Origin of the sequence: Olsenella sp. Marseille-P4559 (assembly GCF_900605015.1) — a bacterium.
In the GTDB taxonomy this organism is placed as follows: domain Bacteria; phylum Actinomycetota; class Coriobacteriia; order Coriobacteriales; family Atopobiaceae; genus Tractidigestivibacter.
The window spans coordinates 313,995-333,837 of record NZ_LR027573.1 but is presented as its reverse complement, the minus strand read 5'-3'; the positions used below and the strand labels follow the sequence as shown (position 1 = coordinate 333,837).

Annotated in this window: 17 protein-coding genes and 1 tRNA gene; 13 read left to right on the top strand and 5 right to left on the bottom strand. The window is 63.3% G+C overall.

Annotated features, from left to right (window positions below):
• The first annotated feature begins 376 nt into the window (after window positions 1–376).
• Together E0E00_RS01515 and E0E00_RS01510 are read left to right on the top strand one after the other, a co-directional pair.
• Window positions 377–1,894: a Wadjet anti-phage system protein JetD domain-containing protein gene (locus E0E00_RS01515; RefSeq protein WP_130810758.1), complete on the top strand. Its 1,518-nt coding sequence runs from the start codon at window positions 377–379 to the stop codon at window positions 1,892–1,894.
• A gap of 60 nt (window positions 1,895–1,954) precedes the next feature.
• Entirely contained in the window at window positions 1,955–2,317 is a 363-nt protein-coding gene (locus E0E00_RS01510; protein ID WP_130810756.1) for an arsenate reductase family protein, read from the top strand.
• A gap of 23 nt (window positions 2,318–2,340) precedes the next feature.
• Here E0E00_RS01510 and E0E00_RS01505 read toward each other — a convergent pair whose 3' ends face one another.
• Window positions 2,341–2,685 (bottom strand): DUF2200 family protein, encoded by a 345-nt coding sequence (locus E0E00_RS01505; RefSeq protein ID WP_207302604.1) that lies wholly within the window; start codon window positions 2,683–2,685, stop codon window positions 2,341–2,343.
• Entirely contained in the window at window positions 2,655–2,831 is a 177-nt protein-coding gene (locus E0E00_RS01500) for a DUF1905 domain-containing protein (protein WP_165443497.1), read from the bottom strand. The genes E0E00_RS01505 and E0E00_RS01500 overlap by 31 nt, the downstream gene beginning before the upstream one ends.
• A gap of 168 nt (window positions 2,832–2,999) precedes the next feature.
• On the opposite strand from E0E00_RS01500, the gene E0E00_RS01495 reads away from it, so the two are divergent.
• From E0E00_RS01495 to E0E00_RS01465, 7 genes are all read left to right on the top strand, one after another.
• On the top strand, window positions 3,000–3,719 hold the full coding sequence (locus tag E0E00_RS01495; protein ID WP_130810752.1) for a TetR/AcrR family transcriptional regulator: 720 nt from the start codon (window positions 3,000–3,002) through the stop codon (window positions 3,717–3,719).
• Window positions 3,719–8,416 (top strand): 2-hydroxyacyl-CoA dehydratase, encoded by a 4,698-nt coding sequence (locus tag E0E00_RS01490; RefSeq protein WP_130810750.1) that lies wholly within the window; start codon window positions 3,719–3,721, stop codon window positions 8,414–8,416. Before E0E00_RS01495 ends, E0E00_RS01490 begins: the two co-directional genes overlap by 1 nt.
• A 469-nt stretch (window positions 8,417–8,885) precedes the next feature.
• Window positions 8,886–10,136 carry a peptidase T gene (pepT, locus tag E0E00_RS01485; protein WP_130810748.1) on the top strand — a complete coding sequence of 417 codons (1,251 nt, stop codon included), beginning with the start codon at window positions 8,886–8,888 and terminating at the stop codon, window positions 10,134–10,136.
• Window positions 10,133–10,690 carry a hypothetical protein gene (locus E0E00_RS01480; protein ID WP_130810746.1) on the top strand — a complete coding sequence of 186 codons (558 nt, stop codon included), beginning with the start codon at window positions 10,133–10,135 and terminating at the stop codon, window positions 10,688–10,690. The genes pepT and E0E00_RS01480 overlap by 4 nt, the downstream gene beginning before the upstream one ends.
• Before the next feature lie 168 nt (window positions 10,691–10,858).
• Window positions 10,859–11,710, top strand: coding sequence for an HAD family hydrolase (locus E0E00_RS01475; protein ID WP_130810744.1), 852 nt, complete (start codon window positions 10,859–10,861; stop codon window positions 11,708–11,710).
• Window positions 11,707–12,504 carry an HAD family hydrolase gene (locus E0E00_RS01470; RefSeq protein WP_130810742.1) on the top strand — a complete coding sequence of 266 codons (798 nt, stop codon included), beginning with the start codon at window positions 11,707–11,709 and terminating at the stop codon, window positions 12,502–12,504. The genes E0E00_RS01475 and E0E00_RS01470 overlap by 4 nt, the downstream gene beginning before the upstream one ends.
• 135 nt (window positions 12,505–12,639) lie before the next feature.
• Window positions 12,640–12,716 (top strand) — tRNA-Met (locus tag E0E00_RS01465).
• Window positions 12,717–13,034: 318 nt separating this feature from the next.
• On the opposite strand, the gene E0E00_RS01460 is transcribed toward E0E00_RS01465, so the two are convergent.
• Window positions 13,035–13,901: an ORF6N domain-containing protein gene (locus tag E0E00_RS01460; protein WP_207302603.1), complete on the bottom strand. Its 867-nt coding sequence runs from the start codon at window positions 13,899–13,901 to the stop codon at window positions 13,035–13,037.
• Between the two features lie 485 nt (window positions 13,902–14,386).
• Here E0E00_RS01460 and E0E00_RS01455 point away from each other — a divergent pair, with 485 nt between their 5' ends.
• The 4 genes from E0E00_RS01455 (at window position 14,387) to E0E00_RS01440 (ending at window position 17,501) form a co-directional block, all read left to right on the top strand.
• Entirely contained in the window at window positions 14,387–15,028 is a 642-nt protein-coding gene (locus E0E00_RS01455; RefSeq protein WP_165443496.1) for a transposase, read from the top strand.
• Between the two features lie 176 nt (window positions 15,029–15,204).
• Window positions 15,205–15,435 carry a transposase gene (locus E0E00_RS15275; RefSeq protein WP_165443495.1) on the top strand — a complete coding sequence of 77 codons (231 nt, stop codon included), beginning with the start codon at window positions 15,205–15,207 and terminating at the stop codon, window positions 15,433–15,435.
• A gap of 636 nt (window positions 15,436–16,071) precedes the next feature.
• Complete coding sequence (locus tag E0E00_RS14250) at window positions 16,072–16,398, top strand: helix-turn-helix domain-containing protein (RefSeq protein ID WP_165443494.1); 327 nt, start codon at window positions 16,072–16,074, stop codon at window positions 16,396–16,398.
• The gene (locus E0E00_RS01440; RefSeq protein WP_242622088.1) at window positions 16,305–17,501 is read left to right on the top strand and encodes an ATP-binding protein; all 1,197 of its coding nucleotides are present in this window, start codon (window positions 16,305–16,307) and stop codon (window positions 17,499–17,501) included. The genes E0E00_RS14250 and E0E00_RS01440 overlap by 94 nt, the downstream gene beginning before the upstream one ends.
• 612 nt (window positions 17,502–18,113) lie before the next feature.
• On the opposite strand, the gene E0E00_RS01435 is transcribed toward E0E00_RS01440, so the two are convergent.
• Window positions 18,114–18,410: a hypothetical protein gene (locus tag E0E00_RS01435; RefSeq protein ID WP_130810735.1), complete on the bottom strand. Its 297-nt coding sequence runs from the start codon at window positions 18,408–18,410 to the stop codon at window positions 18,114–18,116.
• The gene (locus tag E0E00_RS01430; RefSeq protein ID WP_165443492.1) at window positions 18,410–19,714 is read right to left on the bottom strand and encodes an IS256 family transposase; all 1,305 of its coding nucleotides are present in this window, start codon (window positions 19,712–19,714) and stop codon (window positions 18,410–18,412) included. The genes E0E00_RS01435 and E0E00_RS01430 overlap by 1 nt, the downstream gene beginning before the upstream one ends.
• Window positions 19,715–19,843 lie beyond the last annotated feature (129 nt).

Below are 19,843 nucleotides of genomic sequence, written 5' to 3'. Positions count from 1 at the left end.
TATCTGACGGCTGGGCCCTTTGGGGACCACACCCTGCCGAGAAAGCCGCATTGTGCGCACGCACAAGCCCCGCCTGTTGCCATGGGCCTCTCGCCCAACTGGGCGAACGCCGGGGCTATGCCGGGAATCCACGGTCGTGCGTACGCATGATTGCACCTTTCTGCCAGGCGGGGTTCCCGGGGGGCCCATTTCGGCGGAAAGTCGGCATCGTGCGTACGCACGAGCGTGCTTCTCGGCCAAGCAGGGTCTTGAAGAGGGCAGGCTTACTGGTTAGCGATCGTCCCACAGTGGAGTTATACAAGATTGCACAGGCCCCATTTGGGGTGGTTCTCGGGTTTGCCGTATCCTTCTTGCATAACCGCACGAAAGGATTAATATGGCCCGCAAGCTGACGGACGAGGAACGCAGGAACCTGGACCTTCTGAGGGAGGCCCTGTGCGCCGTCCTTGAGCCCTCGCAGAAGAACAAGGCTGCGTCGGTGGCAAGCGCGCTCGTGCGCGTGCGGAGCGAGGTTGTGACCGAGGAGGACCTGGCTCCCATCTTCAAGCGCTGCGGAAAGGATGCCCAGGCCATCGAGGCAGCGGTGAGGTCTCGGGCACTCAATCCCGTCGAGGGTCAGGAGGGCGTCTACACACTACGCGTTCCCGAGGGAAAGCCAATGGAGGAGGACTCGGAGGCCCCGGTTGCCCCGGCAGACGCCGCGCCAGAGGCAGGGCTCACGTCCGACCCAGCGCCAGAGCCTGCGGAGACACCAGAAGCCCCAGTTGTCGCGGCACCCGATGCGACTGAGCCTCCCGTCGAGGCTGCAACGCTCGCACCGCGCCACACTGCTCGCCGCCGTATCTCGAAGCGGAGGCCAGTGGCCGAGCCAGACGATGCTGCGGTTGTGCCAACAGAGCCCAGCGCGCCCGAGCCTACCGCGCCTGATTTCGTTGCGCCACAGGAGACGAAGCCCCCTGCGCCCGACGCACCTGCCAGGCCGCCCGTTCGCCAGACGCACGGTCGCGTCCGCCGCATGGGGAAGGGCTCGCCCTCAAAGCCGGTGCAGCTCTCGGACGTCCCCTACGTCCGTCGCGGTGGCCCTGCCGAGACCGAGATGCGCGCCAAAGTTCTGGAGCTTGACCAGCGCTTCTGGATGAACGGTTGGCTTCTCAGCCACCCCGGTGCCTACACGCTCTTCGAGCGCCAGCTCACCGCGCTCAACGACGCGCTGGTCAACGGCGCGCTGCCTGGCGACATCACGCGCCGCCAGCTTGCCTACCAGATGGGCGGAGACGAGAAGTTCTTCGAGTACGGCTCGGATGGTCACCGCCTCCTGCGTGCCATGGGCATGGAGGACGTCATTCGCCACAGGCCCATGCCCAAGCCGGACCTTCTCTATCACGCGCCGCGCCGCAGGAAGCACATGCGCGTGCTGGTGACCGAGAACCTCGACCCCTGGCTTGATGTGCATGACCTTATGTACGAGGAGGGACGAACCACCATCCTGGGCGAGCGCATTCATGCCGTGGTTCTGGGCGGAGGCACGCCCATCCTGGAGCACAACCGCCTGGCGCTGCTGCTCGACACGCTAGGCGCGGACTCGGTGGAGGTTCTCTACTGGGGAGACATCGACCGCGCGGGCATCGACATCATGGTGCGTCTGCGCGATGTCTTGGGCGAGCACTACCCGTTTGCGCCATTCATCCCCGCCTACCAGCTCATGATTGACAGGGCGCAGGAGCGCTACCCCAATCCCGCCGACAACGAGCAGACCTGCCAGGTGAATATCGGCATGCCTGACATGTCGCCTCTCCGTGACGGCCTCACCGAGGAGGCCGCGGTCTATGCGCGCACCGTGGTGGAGGGCTGCCGCCTCATCCCGCAGGAGATTCTCACGCGGAGAGATTTGTAGGCGGCGGATGCTGGGCGTTGAGCGGCATGCATCATTGATCAAATCTACAAGGAGAATACCATGTCCGACCTGCTTTTCGTTGAGTACCCCAAGTGCACTACGTGCAAGCGCGCAAGGGCGTGGCTGGACCAGCACGGCGTTTCTTACACCGACCGTCACATCGTGGAGGACAACCCCACCGCAGTCGAGATCGCAGAGTGGCAGGCCAGCTCCGGCCTTCCCGTGCGTCGCTTCTTCAACACGAGCGGTCAGCTCTACCGGCAGATGGGCGTGAAGGCCCGGCTTGACGCAGGGATGAGCGACGAGGAGGCCTTTGCCCTTCTCGCCACCAACGGCATGCTGGTCAAGCGCCCGATTGTGGTGGGGGATGACTTCGTGCTTGTCGGCTTCAAGGAGCCTGAGTGGTCTGATTGCCTGCTGTGAGACAAGGGGACAGCCCCCTTGGCTCATTCGAGCGGATGGCCCTTGGCCAGCTCGTCCACAAGCTTGTCCAGCACGCGGACTCGGTGCATGGTCGGGTCCTCTATCTGGGAAACATCGATGCCGCAGGCCTTGCCGCGCACGAGGCTTGCCGCCGGGTTGTACGCCGGCGCGTCATCGAGCCACGCAGCAAGGCTTGCCGCCGCCAGCCTCTCGTCAGCAAGGTCTGACGGCACATAGCCGAGAAGCCACTCGATCACGGCCCAAAGCTCTTCTCGGCTGCGGCCCTTTCGCTCGACCTTTGCAAGGTAAAGGTCAACGTAGCGCCTGGCGGGCCCGTCTATCTGCGCGCAGACGAGAGAAACGTCCACGCCACCCCCCGGTCCTTGCCAATAGCAGCGTGAACCTTGATGCTCCCCGCTCCAAATGCCTTAGGGAGATCGAGAGGCACCTGCACAAACGCACCGTCGATTCCCTCGACCTTCTCGATTGTTGCGGTAAAGCTGTAGGTCTTCACGGCCTTCTCCTCCACAATGAGACAAAGGGAAACTCCCCCTGCCCCATTGTGGAGCAGATGTGACGCTTGCGCCGTGGCAATCGCGTCGGGAAATAACTACTCACTCTGTGTAATACTTCACAAGGCGTGAAATAGTACTCACGGTGTGAAGAATCGGGGGCAAAAGACTTGAGCCAGACTGTCAGCGACGTCCCGCGAGGGGCTGCAACCGACCTCCCGCAGGTCACCGACCGCCGCACGCGCAGGACGCGCCTCGCGCTCCGCGACGCGCTCGCGGAGGAGATCTGCTCCGCGGGCGACCTCAGCCGCGTCACGGTGACCGCCGTGACCAACCGCGCGGGCGTCACGCGTCGCACGTTCTACTCGCACTACAAAGACATCCCAGACCTCGTAAACTGCATCGAGAACGATACGGCTGCAGAGCTTCGCCCGCTGGTGGCCAAGCTCTCCCAGGTCCACCTCGACGAGCTTGCCGAGGCAATCAACCACCAGGAACCCTGCCCGGGCTCGCTGGAGCTTCTCTCGTACTTCAAGGAGCGTGGCTCCTACCTGCGCCCGCTTCTGGGCGAGGGGGGAGACCCCGCGTTCTCGCAGCGCATCCGGTCCATGGTCCACACGGTCGTGGCCGACCGCGCGCTTGACGGTATCGACGTGCGCGCGGTGGGCGCGTTCTTCGACTACTACCTCACCTTTGCGATATCCGCCGAGGTCGGCGTGCTTCTGCGCTGGCTCGACGGTGGCATGCGCGAGAGCGTGCGCACTATGGCGCGTATCATGACCGCCCTCATGTTCGTGCGTCCCGGTGACCTGTACGACAGTCCAATCGAGCTCGACCTGCCCGGCTTCGCGCTGGCAGTCATGCTTCCCGATGAGGAGGACAACAACTGATGACCGAGAACAACTCAACCGCCGAGCCCCTCGAGCTTACCCAGAACGGCGCCGAGCTCTATCCCGCAATGCCACAGGACCTCACCGGCACACGCCTGCGCCTGGGCATCGACGTGGGCTCGACTACGGTCAAGCTTGCCGTTATCGATGAGTCCGGAAGCCTGGTCTATGCCAACTACGAGCGCCACCACACAGACATCCGCGCCACGGCCAAGGAACTCTTCGCCGGCGCCCAGCGCATCGTTGGCAACGTCCCCATGCGCGTCTCGATCACCGGCTCCGGCGGCATGCTGCTTGCCAAGTGGCTTGACCTCGAGTTCGTCCAGGAGGTCATCGCCTCCAAGCGCGCCGTCGAGGCGCTTATCCCCCAGACCGACGTAGCCATCGAGCTGGGCGGCGAGGACGCCAAGATCATCTACTTTGACAACGGCATCGAGCAGCGCATGAACGGCACGTGCGCCGGCGGCACGGGTGCCTTCATCGACCAGATGGCAACGCTGCTCAAGACCGATGCGATGGGCCTGAACGAGCTGGCCAAGGGTGCCACGCAGATTCACCCCATCGCAAGCCGCTGCGGCGTCTTTGCCAAGTCAGACGTCCAGCCATTGCTCAACGAGGGCGCCCGCCCCGAGGACGTGGCCGCCTCGATCTTCCAGGCCGTGGTCACGCAGACCGTCTCGGGCTTGGCGTGCGGACACCCCATCAAGGGCTATGTGGCCTTCCTCGGCGGACCGCTCCAGTACCTCTCCGAACTGCGCCACCGCTTCTACGTCACGCTCAACCTCGACGAGGAGCACCGTGTGGTGCCCACCAACGCGCACCTCTTCGTGGCCACGGGTGCGGCGCTTGCCGGCGAGTCCGACAAGCTCGTGACCTTCGCGGACGTCATCCGCTCACTCGAGCAGCTCAAGGACGTCCAGGGCTCCGAGGTCCAGCGTCTGGACTCGCTCTTTGCCACTGAGAAGGACTACCAGGAGTTCAAGGAGCGCCACAACAGGGAGGTCGTGCCCAAGGGCGACCTGGCCAGCTACCACGGCCGCGTCTTCATCGGCATCGACGCCGGCTCCACCACCATGAAGTGCGCCGTTGTGGGCGATGCCGGCGAGCTTCTCTACACCTGGTATGGCAGCAACGACGGCGACGTCCTGGGCACCGCTCGCCACATCATGGACGGCATCTACGACGTGATGCCCGAGGGCACGACCATCGGCCACGTGACCACCACCGGCTACGGCGAGGGCATCCTCATCGAGGCCCTGCGCGCCGACTCCGGAGAGATCGAGACCGTCGCGCACCTGCGCGGCGCGAAGGCCTTCGTCCCCGGTGTCGAGTTCATTCTCGACATCGGTGGCCAGGACATGAAGTGCCTGCAGGTGAGAAATGGCGTCATCGAGCACATCATGCTCAACGAGGCGTGCTCCTCGGGCTGCGGCTCGTTCATCGAGAGCTTTGCCAAGTCCATGGACATGACCGTCCAGGAGTTCGCAAAGGTGGCCGTTACGGCCAAGGCCCCCGTTGACCTGGGCAGCCGCTGCACCGTCTTCATGAACTCGCGTGTCAAGCAGGCCCAGAAGGAGGGCGCGACCATCGGCGACGTGGCCGCGGGCCTCTCGTACTCCGTGATCAAGAACGCGCTGTTCAAGGTCATCAAGCTGCGCGACTTTGACGAGATTGGCAAGTACTGCGTGGTCCAGGGCGGCACCTTCATGAGCGACGCCACCCTGCGCGCCTTCGAGCTGCTCACCGGCCGTCAGGTCATCCGTCCCGACATCGCCGGCTGCATGGGCGCCTATGGCGCGGCCCTCCTCGCCCGTGACCGTGCGGGCGCCACGGGTACCTCGGCGGTCCTCTCGCGCGAGGGCGTCGACAACCTCAAGGTCAAGCACACCAACGTCCACTGCGGACGCTGCTCGAACAACTGCCTGCTCACCATCAACGACTTTGGCGGCGACCACCGCTTCATCACGGGCAACCGCTGCGAGAAGGGTGCCGGTCGCTCGGGCAAGACCAAAAACGACGCCCCCAATCTCTTTGAGTACAAGAACAAGCTGCTCTTTGACCGTCCCGTGCTCGACGCCGACACGGCACCGCGCGGCACGGTGGGCATTCCGCGCGCGCTCAACATGTACGAGAACTACCCCTTCTGGCATGCCTTCTTCACCAAGCTGGGCTTCTCGGTGATGATCTCGGACCAGACGTCGTCGAAGACCTACGATGACGGCATCGAGTCCATGCCGTCGGAGTCTGCGTGCTACCCGGCCAAGCTCAGCCACGGCCACATTATGGACCTCCTTTCCAAGGACCCGGACTTCATCTGGATGCCCTGCATCCGTTGGGAGCGCAAGGAGGACGACACCGCCACCAACCACTACAACTGCCCGATCGTGATGAGCTACCCGCAGGCTCTGGGACTCAACGTGGACGAGCTCTCGGACCCGAGCGTTGAGTATCTCGCCCCCTTCGTGCCGTATGACGACAAGCGCGAGCTCAAGCGCCGCCTCTACGAACTCATCTCGGTCCAGCGCGAGGAGGACGCTGCCAAGGGCAAGGGTCGCTTCCGCGGTCCCCACATCACACGCTCCGAGATCGACGAGGCCGTGAACGTTGCCTGGCAGGCGGACCTCGACTTCAAGAGCGCCATGCACCGCGCCGGTGACGAGGCCCTGAGGTGGATGGAGGAGCACAACGCCCATGGCATCGTGCTGGCGGGTCGCCCCTACCACAACGACCCCGAGGTCAACCATGCCATCCCCGAGCTGGTGCACTCCTTTGGCTTTGCCGTGCTCACCGAGGACTCGGTGGCGCACAAGATGGGCCCCGAGCGACCCATCCGCGTGGTTGACCAGTGGATGTTCCACAGCCGGCTCTATCGCGCCGCGCGCTTTGTAGCGACGAGAAACGACCTTGACCTCATCCAGCTCTTCTCGTTTGGCTGCGGCCTTGATGCCCTGACCACCGACCAGGTCCAGGAGATCCTCGAGGCCTCGGGCAAGATCTACACGGTGCTCAAGATTGACCAGGTCTCGAACCTTGGCGCCGCGCGCATCCGCATCCGCTCGCTCATGGCGGCACTCAAGGAGCGGCAGGAGCAGCTCGAGGAGGAGACCGCCGAGGGCGAAGCGCACGAGATGGAGCCCGTGGGCGTGCACCTGGCCGACGGCTCGCTCGAGCACGCCCGCAGGACCGACCTCTCACGCCGTACGCCCGTCTACCGCGGTGCCAAAAGCGCGGCCTTCCAGAAGGTGCGCTACACCAAGGAGATGCAGGACGCCCACTACACCATCCTTGCTCCGCAGATGAGCCCTGTGCACTTCGACCTTGCCGAGGCGCTGCTGCGCGACTATGGCTACAACCTGGTGCTTCTGCCTTCCGTTGACCAGGGCGCGGTGGATGCGGGCCTTAAGTACGTGAACAATGACATCTGCTACCCGTCCATCCTCACGGTGGGCCAGATCATGGAGGCCGTCGAGAGCGGCGAGTACGACCTCTCGCACACGGCCGTTCTCATCTCCCAGACGGGCGGCGGCTGCCGAGCCACCAACTACATCGCCCTCATCCGCAAGGCCCTGCGCGAGAGTGGACACCCCGACATCCCCGTGATCTCCATCAACATGGCAACGGGCCTCGACGAGGACAACCCTGGCTGGTCCATCAAAGACCCCGCGCTTCTCACCAAGGCAACCTACATCCTCCTCTACGGTGACCTCATGATGCAGTGCGTCTATCGCACCCGTCCGTATGAGGCCGAGAGGGGCTCGGTTGATGCGCTGCACGACAAGTGCATGGCCCGCATGAAGGAGGCCGTGCACACGCTCAACAGGCGCAGCTTCGAGGCAATCTGCCGGGATACTATCACCGCCTTCGACCAGATTCCCCTGGTGAATGACCGCTCCAAGCCACGTGTTGGCGTGGTGGGCGAGATTCTCGTCAAGTTCCATCCCACGGCCAACAATCAGTTGGTCAAGGTCATCGAGGCTGAGGGCTGCGAGGCAAACGTGCCTGGCCTTGTCGACTTCTTCCTCTTTGGCCTCATGGGCCCCATCAACATGAAGGGCGAGCTTGGCTCCAAGGCCTCCAAGCGCTTGACGCACATGGCGGGCATCAAGCTCATCGAGGCCGCGCGCAAGCCGATGGACCGCATGCTGGCGCAGTCGTCGCGCTTCGAGCCCTACGAGGACATCTTCGACCTTGCCGACAAGGCCGAGCAGGTCCTGTCGCTGTGCAACACCATGGGCGAGGGTTGGCTGCTCACGGCCGAGATGGTCGACCTCATCGAGCATGGCACGCCCAACATCGTGTGCGCCCAGCCGTTTGCGTGCCTGCCCAACCACGTGGTGGGCAAGTCCGTGATCAAGCGCCTGCGCCAGATGCACCCCGAGAGCAACATCGTGGCTGTGGACTACGACCCCGGTGCGTCCGAGGTGAACCAGCTCAACCGCATCAAGCTCATGATCAGCGTGGCCAAGGAGAACTACCGCAACGACCACTCGCGCGGTTTCCGCCTGGAGAACCCCAACGACCCTACGGTGAACGATGCCGTGACACCGTACGTGGACGAGTCGCGCTACCGCCACGACTCCATCGTGAACGGGGGCGGCATGGGGTACGACCTGGGCCACGATGTGTCGGCGATTCGCCTCACGGACGAGCAGCTCGCCCAGATCGAGGACGCCAAGCGCCGCGCCGGCGTGAAGTGAGACAAAGGGACAGCCCCTTTGTCTCATCCGGTGTTGCGCGCTGCTTCCGCGGGCGCGTAGGTGCTGGGCGTGCCGTAAATCCCGAACGGTTATCTGGCCCTAACCGGCGAGAATCCACGAGTTGGGCCACGGGCTGGCGAGAAAGTCTGGTCATGCGTACGCACGAGCCCCGCCTGTTGCCAGGCCCCTCTCGCCCACCTGGGCGAACGCCGAACGGCTGTCAGAAAGCCTCACTCGTGCGCACGCATGAGCCGTAAAACCTGCCAGACCGGCCTCCTTGGGGGCCCTTCTCGGCAAAAGACCCGACTAGTGCGTACGCACGACCGCACGCTTTTGCCGGGGTTCTCCGCCCGTCCCTCACTCGCCGCGCCACCGAGACCCGCGCCCCACAACGGTGTAGACTTTCGCCTGATGAGAAATCGGGCCCACGGGCTGCGGGCCGTCACACGCAAGCCGAAAGGAAGACCGCATGAGCGATGTCCTCGAGCGCTTCTTGCGCTACGTGCAGGTTGACTCCCCCTCCGACCCGGACAACGAGGAGGAGGTGCCCTCGAGCCCACTGGAGCACGGCATGGCCCGTCTTCTGGCGGACGAGCTCATGGAGATGGGCTGCCAGGACGTGAGCGTCGACGAGCACGCCTACGTCCTGGGCACGGTACCGGCGTCTGAGGGCGCCGAGGGGCTGCCCGCGCTTTGCCTCTGCTCGCACCTTGACACCACCACCGACGCACCCTCGCTGGGCGTGCGTCCGCACGTGGTCCGCTACGAGGGCGGTGGCCTCGTAGCCGGCATCGTGGACGGCCAGCCTGTCGTGACCACGCCCGAGCAGGTGCCAGATCTCGAGGACTTCGCGGGTCAGGACATCGTGTGCTCTGACGGCACGACGCTTCTGGGTGCAGACGACAAGGCCGGCGTCGCCGAAATCTGTGCGCTTGCTGCCCGCCTTCTCGCAAATCCAACCATCCCTCACCCCACCCTCAGGCTGGCCTTTGTTCCCGACGAGGAGATCGGTCACGGTGCCGCCCTGCTCGACCTCGAAAAGCTCGGTGCCGCTTGGGGCTACACGGTCGACGGCGAGGCGCTGGGCGAGTTCAACTACGAGACGTTCAATGCCGCCGAGGCCCTGGTGCACGTGTACGGTGTGATGGTCCATCCGGGCATGGCCAAGGACGTGATGGTGAACGCCATCGCCTTGGCTGCCGAGTTTGACCAGCTTGTTCCCGCCGCCGAGCGCCCCGAGCACACAAGCGGCCGCGAGGGCTTCTACCATCCCACGGTAATTCGCGGCACTGCAGCCGAGGTCACGCTTGCCTACATCGTGCGTGACCATGACGCCCAGGCCTTCGAACGTCGCCAGCAGACGCTGCGAGACATCGCTGCGTTCCTGAACGAGCGCTACGGCGAGGGCACCGTCACGGTGACGCTGCGCGAGCAGTACCGCAACATGGTCGAGGCCTTTGGCGACTGCCCGTTCCTCATCGACGATGCTCTCGAGGCAAACCGCGAGGCTGGCGTGGAGCCCGCAGTTGTCGCTGTGCGTGGCGGCACCGACGGCTCGCAGCTCTCGCTGCGCGGCCTGCCGTGCCCCAACATCGCGACCGGTGGCTACAATGCGCACTCGGTGCGCGAGTTCATCCCGGTCTCCTCGCTTGAGACCACGGTCGAGATACTCCAGAACCTGGTTGCCAAGTTCGCCGTCCCGCAGAAGGTAGTGCGATGAGTCCCCAGGTGGCAGACCTCTTCTCCGTGGCGGCTGCGGTGTTGCCGGTGCTCGCAGGCCTTGTCGAGTGGGTGGGCAGCGTTGATATCTCGGAGCGGCACCACAGCCATCACGACACCTTTGTGATCTCCTCGGCGCTTTTGCGTTCCCTGGCGTTTGCGATGCTGCTCATGGGGGCCATCGGGCTCATGTTGGGCTGGCTCTGCAACGTTGGCGCATTCAACGCCAGCGCAGACATCGTGGTGCCGTTCTTCTCGTCATTCGTGATCGTGGTCTTTGCCCTGTGGGCGTTCATGCGTCGCTACCGGGTCTCGCTCTACGACGACTTCATGGACGTGAGGCCCTACATTGGGCCTCTCCGCACGGTGCGATACGACCAGATAGAGCGCATGGAGTGGCGCGGCGTGCGATGCGGCACGGGCTTTAGGAGCCTCGAGATCCGCCCGGCAGGGGAACGTCCGGTAAGGCTTCCCGGCGTGCTCGACCTGGAGCACATCCTTGTGCGCATCAACCGCGACGACGCGCTGGTGGGCGGCATGTCGCAGGTCCGCTAGGCGAGAGGCCCGCCGTGTCCTGATTGTCTGCGCCCTCTCGCCACGGTACGCCTCCAGCGACCCGCTTGCGCGGAGCTTGCCTGCTCCTGATATCTGTCGTTCGTTCTGCGGCCGCGCACCCCTATCATGGTACGTAGTTGCACAATCGCGTTTTCGGGGGTTATCGCCGTGATCAAGCTCGTTCTCTCCGACATGGACAACACGCTCGTCCCGTTTGGGGCGCAGCACGTCTCGCCGCGCACGCTTGAGGCCATCCACGACGCCACCAACGCCGGCATCCATTTTGGTCCTGCTACCGGCCGCGACTATGTTGAGCTCATGCGCTTCTTCCATATGGACGAATCGTGCTTCATGACGGGCATCATGTCCAATGGCAAGCGCGTGCGCGTGGACGGGCGAGACGTGTGGACCTACGTCATCCCACACGAGTGGCTGTGCCGCATCGCGGATGCCCTTCGGCACGAGCGCGGGATGTTTCTCGTGTGCTTCCCTATGGACTCGAACCTCATGAACCCCGCCTATGCCGTGCACGCCACGGAGGAGGAGATGAGCAAGTACGAGCGGCTCATCCACTTCAATGGCGGCCGCGTGGACGAGGTGCCCGAGATCGACTTCATTGCCGCGGCGATTGCCTGCAACGGGGACGAGAAGCGACGCGCGTATTGCGAGAAGCTCATCGCCGAGGCATGTCCCGAGATGGAGACCGTGATGGCGGTTCCCAACTGGTTTGACGTGCTGCCCCGTGGGATTAACAAGGCTTCGGCGCTCGATACCATTCTTGATGCCGTGGGGGCGACGCGCGACGAGGTCGTGGTCTTTGGTGACTCCGGCAACGACATCGCGCTCTTGAGCGAGGTTCACTACTCCGTTGCCGTGGCCAACGCGACGCCCGAGGTCAGAGATGTTGCGAACTTCTCCTGCGGCGCGTCCGCGGACGAAGGCGTGGCAGATGCGCTCTTCGAGATTGCCCGTGCGGCGCGGTCGCACGAGATGCCGGCGTTTTTGAAGGAGAGACAATGATACGACTCATCGCGACCGACATGGACGGCACGCTGCTCGACGAGAACTCACAACTTCCGGTGGAGACGTTTGAGCTGATAGAAGCGCTGCGCGAGCGAGGCGTCATGTTCTGTGCGAGCTCCGGGCGCAGATACGACACGCTGCGCTGGATGTTCGAGCCCGTGGCGGACAGGGTTGACTACGTGGCGTCTCTCGGCGGGCAGGTCTATGCGGATGGGCAGCTGCTTGGCCGCGAGGTCTTCTCGACGCGGGCGGTGCTGAGGCTCTTCCGCACCTGCCAGGAGTTCGACTGCTTCCACCTGGTGCTTTACGACCGGACGCACACTTTCCTGTTGAATGACCAGAGCAGCTACGTGCGCGAGCTGGACAAGGACCTGCCCAACGCCGAGCGCGTTTTTGACCCGCCGTCACCGGACGTGAGCATCATTAAGGCCGCAATCTGCTACGACCGCCCGCGCGAGATCATGGACATGGTCTATGTGCTCGAGCGCGAGCTGGGCGATGTCTTCTCGTTCATGCCGTCGGGAAACACGTGGATTGACGTGACGCCAAAGGGGATAAGCAAGGCCACGGGCCTGGAGACGTTGATTGGCTATTACGGAATTGACCGTGCGGACGTGGCGGCGTTTGGCGACTCGATGAACGACTACGCGATGCTTCGGTATGTGGGGCATCCCTACGTGATGGGCAACGCGCGCTACGCCGTGAAGCAGATTGCCGAGAAGGTCGTGGGGACCAACGTCGAGCACGCCGTGCAGAAGGAGATGCGCGCGATTCTCAAGGGGTTGGAGTAGGGGAGCGATGATGGTGTGCGTCTCTCGGCTCTCGGTTCAGCTGCGGCGTTTGTCCAATCTGTGAAGATGCTGCATTGCGTTGACCGTCTGTTCCTGCGAGCTTATAGTTACTTCTTGCGCTGAGGCGCAACCCATTGCGGGGTGGAGCAGTTTGGTAGCTCGTCGGGCTCATAACCCGAAGGTCGTAGGTTCAAATCCTACCCCCGCGACCATAAAACACTTGGTAGGGACTCGTGAGGGTCCCTACTTTCTTGGTACTACATTGGCCCTGCGAATGAGGCCGGAACGGCCTTGGAATGAACCTCGATTTGGCTGGGCCCATTTTGTGTGGCGGCCCAGCATCTGGGAATTGGACATGAACACCGAGGCGAGGCTGCGCCCTATTGGGGGATGGCAGGTGCGATCGCTCCGTTTTCTTTGGTGTCGCCAGGAACCGGACGCAGGTGCTGCGACTATCTCCTCGGGGGGCGAGACGCCTCGGAAGCAATCTCTGTACCTTTGTGACCTTAGAGGTTGGACACCCTGTCCACCTACTCGTCAAGCGCGGCGACAATCGGTCCTACGATAGAAGAATCCTCAAGTTTGGTTATTGCAAAGCTCTTCTTGCCTGCGTCCTTAAACGAGGCGCCGACGAAGTAACCCTCGGCGCCGTCCAGGATCAGGTAGCGGTCGTGGAACGTCGTGGTCCGGTGGACTCCCAGGTTCGGGTACTGCGCGTTGAAGGTCGCGGCATCGCCCTCGGTGAGGCTGGTCTTTGGGTGCGTCCACACGGTGGCGGCAACTCCTGACGCCTTCTTGGCGAGGATGTTGAGGCCCCCCGTGCCCACGTAGCCGTCGATCAGGACGATCTCGCGCCTGGCCCTCTGCACGAGGGAGGCCAAGAGCCCGAACGCGTCATAGACCTGGCCCTCGAAGAAGACCTTCTGGCTCGGTGCCTCGTGGGCCTCCATGTAGTCGAAGACGCGCTCGAAGCGCTCGTAGGTCGAGCGCTCGAGGTCGCTTATGCGATGTCCCATCTTCGCCTGGAACTCAACCTGCCTGCGGTCGATGGTCCTAATTTGTTTGAACAAATGAGCGTTATCGGCGATGAAGTGGCGCATTTCTACGAATGCACGCATGATGCGGACGCTCGTATCGACTGCTACTTTGCTGCGGAGCACGCCTGAGAGCATCGCTACGCCTTGTTCGGTGTACACGCGGGGGAGGTACGTGCGGCCGACTGAAGAATCGGTGCCCTGCCCTGCTAAGGTGCCAATCTGGCACCTTAGATTGTCCAGCTCCTCTCTTGTAAGCCGGAAGCGGAAGTCCTCGGGGAAGCGGTCCTCGTTGCTCTTGGCAGCGCGATTGAGTGCCTTCGTCTCAACTCCGTATAGTTCGGCAAGGTCGCTGTCGAGCATGACCTGCCGGCCCCCCGCACGGTGTAGATCATGTCCCTGATATGCGCATCGCTGGAAGCGATGATTGCCGTTTCGTTCCCGTCGAGTTCTCTGTCGGGCGTGGCTTTAGTCTTTCTCCTCGAACCGTTGATGCAATTCTATCAAGCGCGCTCACATCCACCGCGAAACGGCGCGGAAGAGCCAGCGCACGAAGCGCCAGACGAGCCTAAGGACGCCCATGGGAAGCCTCCTATCTTTTAGTTGTTGCATTTGAGAGCTGAATATCGAATGCTTCCAGATGCAATGCAGAATCTGGCGGGTAGGGATGCCGACATGTCAGCTAAGGCTACAAGACCTCGCGAAGGAGAGTGGCATCCTACCCCATCTAGAGCAGGCCGCGAATGAGCTGGATGAGGAACTTCGCTTCTCGTTACCTCGGATCTCTTTTAGGAGGTTGCGGTTCTAGGTGCTGGGTAGGCCCGCCGCAGTCACAGGAGGAGGTCAGGATGATCTACGCAGGTGTGGATATCGCAAAGATAGACCACGTGATTGCGGCAGTGGACGAACATGGAAAAGAGCTTGGCAAGCCAATGGGCTTCAAGAACTCGGTCCAAGGCCTCGAGCGTGCTGTAAGCTGGCTCGAGGGGGTGGCCGAGGAGCCGAAGGACGTGGTCATCGGCATGGAGGCCACCGGCCACTACTGGATGGCCCGCTACGCCTACCTTTCGTCCCGCGGCTATGCGGTCTGCGTCATCAACCCCATGCAGGACAGGGCCGTCCGCAGGCTCAAGGGGCTTTCCGGCGCCAGGAACGACCGGGTGGACAGCCGCCTCATGGCCGAGACCCTGCGCATAGGGCAGTTCGACACGACCAGACTCGCCACCGACGAGGTGCAGCCGCTGCGCACGCTCTCGCGCTACCTGCAGTCGCTCAAAGCAGAGCTTGCTGAGATAAAGACCCAGTGCATCTGTCTTATGGACTCCTACTTCTCCGAGTTCGACGGCGTCTTCCCGGACATGTTCTCCCAAGGCGCCAGGGCCGTGCTCTCAAAGTCACCTTTGCCCTTCGGGCTCAGGCGCAGAAGGCAGGGCTCACTTGCCCGAAACATCCAAGATGCCTCGAGGCGGGGGGAGGGGGGCCGCCCGTAGCAAGGCAGAAGAGCCCAGACGACGCGCCAGGGCATCAGTGGGCATTGCGCTGGGACAAGAGGCCGCATCGTTTCAGGTGCGCTCCCTCGTGCGCCAGATGGACTTCCCGGACGAGGAGTGCGCCAAGGTCTCAAAGCTTGTGAGGGGTCTCCTCGAGAAGGGTCGAGCCCCTCATTTTGACCATCCCCGGCACCTCCTACGCGACCGGTGCCCAGATCGTCTCAGAGACCGGCGACATCTCCAGGTTCAAGAACGCCTTCGCCCTCGTGAGCTACGCAGGGCTGAACTCACAGGTGAGCCAGTCGGGCAAGTTCGACAGTGGGGGCGCCCTATCACCAAGCATGGCTCGCCCTACCTCAGGAGGGCAATCTGGCTTGCGGCCAGCAGAGCCTACCAGTACGACTTGAAGCTCAAGGTCTCCTGCGACAAGAAACGCCGCGAGGGAAAGCCTCACAGGGTGGCTGTGACGGCAGTAGCAAGGAAACTGTGCAATATCGTCTTCGCTGTCATGCGCGACCAGGCTCCCTACGACCCCGATCGCTAGGAACGGTCTCTGGAAGCATTCGATATTCAGCTCTCAAGGTGCAGTAAACGCCTGCTTGTCTAAGATTGGAAATTTAGTATTCAGGTCTTGACTTCATATAGCTGGTCTCCTTCGGTTCCGGCCCGCCCCCGTGACGAGCCTGCGAAGGTCCGAGGAAAGTCCCGGGAGGGACGCGGCAGGGGAGGCCAACCGGATGCAGGGCATGGCAGGCGATAGCGGCTCCGGAGTCCTGGCAGCGCAGGGGACCCGGGGGATGGACGCTGGCGCCTCGACGTTGCATGCGATGTCGCATGGAGGGCGGCGCTCACCACCCTTGCCCACCGCGCCGGCCGGCTATGGGCTACGGAAGGGCCCTCCGCCGCCCGTCGCGGTGGAAAGCGCGGGGAGCGCGTTTCTCGCAGCAGCCCTAGCCGATATGACGGGCAGACGGCCCGACGAGCGTCTCAAGTTGGCTGCGAGGTACTGTAGAATGTGCGTACCGAGCTATTTGGAGACGTGCATGCAACAGCCAATAAACGAGAACAACCCCGTGCTTTTCTCCACCGAGAGGGAGAACCAATACTTCGACCGCAAGAGCGCCCGCCTGAACCCGAAGGAAACGGCCCGGCACATTTGCGCCTTCGCCAACGCCTCGGGCGGCAAGCTCGTCATCGGCATCGAGGACAATGGGGAAATCACGGGCTTCAGGAGGGATGGCGCCCGCAACATCGAGGAGTTCGAGCAGGGGCGCTCATGGGGTGCGAGCCAGTGCCCGAGGTCCATCCCATGCGCATCCCGGTCGTCAACTCGCACGGCGAGGACGATTGCATCCTCGTGCTTGAGATAGGTCCCTCATCGGGCCATGTCATCTCCAGGCGCAGCGACAGGGCGGTCTTCCTGCGCCAGAAGGACAGCAGCGTCGAGCTCGAGCGCGATCCGGTGCTGGCGCTCGAGTACGACAAGAACCAACGCCGCTACGAGGACGAGGTGCAGGAGCGCTCCTCGATGGGGGACGTGGACCCCGAGGTGATGTCTCGCTACAAGACCGAGCTTGGCACGGAGGCGAGCGACGAGCTGGTCCTTCGGAGCTACGGCTTCCTCCAGGATGGTCACCTCACCAACGCGGGGGTACTCCTCTTCTCGGAGAACCCCGCCAGGTTCATGCCATGGGCTCGGGTGCGCGTCATCCGCCTCGACGGCAGCAAGATGGAGACGGGTCGCAGGCTCAACATCGTAAAGGATCGGACCTTCGACGGGCCGCTCCCCAAGACGATCGAGGGTGCGAAGGAGTTCATCTCGAGCCAGCTGAGGGAGTTCCAGTACCTCGGGGCCGACGGGAGGTTCAAGGTCATACCGGAGTGCCCGGAGTTCGCCTGGTTCGAGGGGCTCGTGAACGCGGTCACGCACCGCGACTACGCGATGAGTGGCGACCATATCCGCGTGATGATGTACGACGACCGCCTCGAGATAACGAGCCCGGGCAGGCTCCCCAACATCGTGACGCTCGAGAACATGAAGTTCACCCGCCGGTCGCGCAATCCCACGATCGCGCGCGCCCTGGTGGAGTTCGGCTGGGTCAGGGAGCTCAGCGAGGGCGTGCAGCGCATTTACGATGAGATGGCGAGCTTCTTCCTGAGGGAGCCCACCTTCTCGGAGCCGAACGGCGCCTCGGTGCGGCTCACCCTGGAGAACAGCGCGACCTCGCGCGTCCTGCGCCGGGGCGATTCGATTGCGAGTGACCTCGGCGAGGACGTGGTCGGCGCCCTGGGCGAGTACGAGCGTGCCGCCCTCCAGTACGTGTACGGGAGGGGGAGGGTGACGGTCAAGGAGCTCGCCGGCCATCTGGGTCGTAGCGCCAAGGGTGGCACGCGCGGCGCTGAAGTCGCTCTCGAAGAAGGGTATCCTCGGCTGGCACGGCACGAGTCCGACGGACCCATCCCAGTACTATGACCTCTACAGGGCATAGTAGGGCAGAGCTCGGTCATAGCTTCCGGGCGTTTCGCAGGTAAGGGCAGGCGCAGGGCTATTACCAGAAGGGCATAGTGGGTTAGAGTAAAAACGGCCCGCCCGAGGGGCCCGCAGGTCCGGTAGCCCACGGAGGTCGAACCTCGGGTTCGAGCAGGTTCAAGTAGGTTCGAGCAGAAGCCTGGTTGCATGAACTTGAGCGCTATGCGCGCGACGGCCTTCAGCAACTGCAGCAGTGCTCTAAGCGCTCTCATGGTCGGCTTCCCTCCACTTGGCTTCGGCGAGCATGGCCTCAAGCTGCCCAACGGTGAACGTGGGGCCCTCCGGCTCGGCGACTGGCTATGCAGCCTGCGGTCCCCAGAGCGCCGTCGAGCTCATGTCAATGCCGAAGCTCTCGTCCGCCTTGCCCACGGCGGCGTGCTTGGCCTCCGAATCAAAGCCTGCGTATATGTCGAGCGTCAGTATTACCTCAGGGTTTTTGCGCTTATTGTGGTAGTGGTTGTTGCAATGATTGTGGGTAGTGTCGAGAATGTTGGTGTATCGGACATTTCGTTGAGACCTATGGCTACCGTCCAGAATTCGCAACTAGGCCAGAAGCTACTCCTCATCGCCGATGCAATCAAGCATTTTCTGCTCTGCCTCCTCCCAACGGCGCCGGGTCGCATTGGCATCGCAGATCCCGCCTACAAGTCCGTAGTTGCCGGGCAGGCCAACAAAGTCCTCGCATCGCAGGTCCGCCCTCAGCGTGAGCGTGCTTGTGAAGTCATCGGCGTCGGCGCCCGTTACCTCCAGCCAACTGGCGCTCAGCCCCGCGTCCGGCAGCCGGATCTCTATTTTCACCTCGGCATTCGGACCCGCCCCCTCGATAAGCCGCGCAAGCTCCCTGACGTTCATTACGCCGCCTCCCTCTCCATCTCGACCTCAGCTGCGGCGAGGATGCTATCCGCGAACCTGGAGGCGACCGTGAGCTCGACCTCCGTCGGCAGCGAGGTATCCCAGCCATCCTCGCCTCGTTTTTCGACGAGTGCCCATGACTCGCCCACCTTCTCCTGAGAGAAGCAGCGCGACTGCTGCCACGTATCGTCCGCGTCGGCCATGATCGCGCCCGCCAGGCGTATGAGCGACTCAGGGCTCGGGAACACCTGCACCACGCGCGACCTGCGCGTTAGCTCGCGGTTCGTGCGCTCCTGCACATTGTTGGCGCGCAGGCGCTTCCAGTGGCTGGGCGGGAAGTCGAGGTAGGCCAGCGCGTCAGCTTCCGCCTCGTCTAAGATTTCGGCCGCGGCTGGGCAGAAGGTGTCCGCCATCTCAGCTGCCTTGTGGTAGGCGGCGCGCACCACCAGCGCATCTTTGGCCTTAAAAACCGGCGAGAGGAGCCTCGCGACACGCTTTCCTTTGCTTTTCGACTTGGCGACCGCACAGCAGTCTCGCATCAGGCGGACAGCGCAGCGCTGCCAGGCCGCACCCCGAGAGACCTCAGCGATCGCCTTGGTCAGTCCGCCATGGGCGTCGGAGACGACAAGCAGCACGCCGGGTACACCGCGGTCGCGCAAACCCCTCAAAAACGGCAGCCACGACTCGTACGACTCGGTGTCTACCACGTCGAAGCCCACTACATAGCGGTTGCCGTTCTCGTCGCAGGCAATTGCGGTAACCACCGCGGTGGAGGCGACGTGGCCCTCGCGGCGGCACTTCGCATACGTGGCGTCCAGCCATGGGTAGGGGAAGTGCACATCGGGGCCGAAAAGGCGCCCGTTCATGTCCTCGACCTCCCTGTCCAGCCGCTCGCATATGCGGCTGGCCTGGTCCTTGCCGAGCTCACCGGCACCGAGCGCCTCAGCGACCCCCGACACCTTGCGCGTACTGACGCCGCTGCGGTACATCTCGACCACTGCAGCCAGCATCGCACGGTCCGTGCGGCTGTGGCGCCCCATCACGTCCCCTGGGAAGAAGCTGCCAGCTCGGAGCTTGGGTATGCGCAGCTCCAACGTGCCGACGCACGTGTTGAGTGTGCGGTCGCGGTAACCGTTACGGCTGGGGCCCGCGTCCTCGGCGGCCGCCGCGGCCACCGTGTCCCTCACCTCGTTTACGACCTGCTCGATCAGCAGGCGTGCCAGCTCCTGCATGTTCACGCAGCCGTCGTCGAAACGTGGCATCTCTGCCGCCGCCACAGCGGCGTCAACCGTTACACTTTCCATCGTGGCCATCGTCCTTTCCTCGAATCCGTTACCTTAGGCAGTACGAATTCTAGGACGGTGACCACACCTTTGTTCAGATGCCCATCAACGACCCGTTTTTGGGCTTACACCAACTTTCGCGACACGATC

Coding starts and splice junctions, on each gene's coding strand:
- E0E00_RS01515 (WP_130810758.1), top strand. CDS start 377: ATGGCCCGCAAGCTGACGGACGAGGAACGCAGGAACCTGGACCTTCTG.
- E0E00_RS01510 (WP_130810756.1), top strand. CDS start 1,955: ATGTCCGACCTGCTTTTCGTTGAGTACCCCAAGTGCACTACGTGCAAG.
- E0E00_RS01490 (WP_130810750.1), top strand. CDS start 3,719: ATGACCGAGAACAACTCAACCGCCGAGCCCCTCGAGCTTACCCAGAAC.
- pepT (WP_130810748.1), top strand. CDS start 8,886: ATGAGCGATGTCCTCGAGCGCTTCTTGCGCTACGTGCAGGTTGACTCC.
- E0E00_RS01480 (WP_130810746.1), top strand. CDS start 10,133: ATGAGTCCCCAGGTGGCAGACCTCTTCTCCGTGGCGGCTGCGGTGTTG.
- E0E00_RS01470 (WP_130810742.1), top strand. CDS start 11,707: ATGATACGACTCATCGCGACCGACATGGACGGCACGCTGCTCGACGAG.
- E0E00_RS01460 (WP_207302603.1), bottom strand. CDS start 13,901: ATGCTCGACAGCGACCTTGCCGAACTATACGGAGTTGAGACGAAGGCA.
- E0E00_RS01455 (WP_165443496.1), top strand. CDS start 14,387: ATGATCTACGCAGGTGTGGATATCGCAAAGATAGACCACGTGATTGCG.
- E0E00_RS14250 (WP_165443494.1), top strand. CDS start 16,072: ATGCAACAGCCAATAAACGAGAACAACCCCGTGCTTTTCTCCACCGAG.
- E0E00_RS01440 (WP_242622088.1), top strand. CDS start 16,305: ATGGGGTGCGAGCCAGTGCCCGAGGTCCATCCCATGCGCATCCCGGTC.
- E0E00_RS01435 (WP_130810735.1), bottom strand. CDS start 18,410: ATGAACGTCAGGGAGCTTGCGCGGCTTATCGAGGGGGCGGGTCCGAAT.
- E0E00_RS01430 (WP_165443492.1), bottom strand. CDS start 19,714: ATGGAAAGTGTAACGGTTGACGCCGCTGTGGCGGCGGCAGAGATGCCA.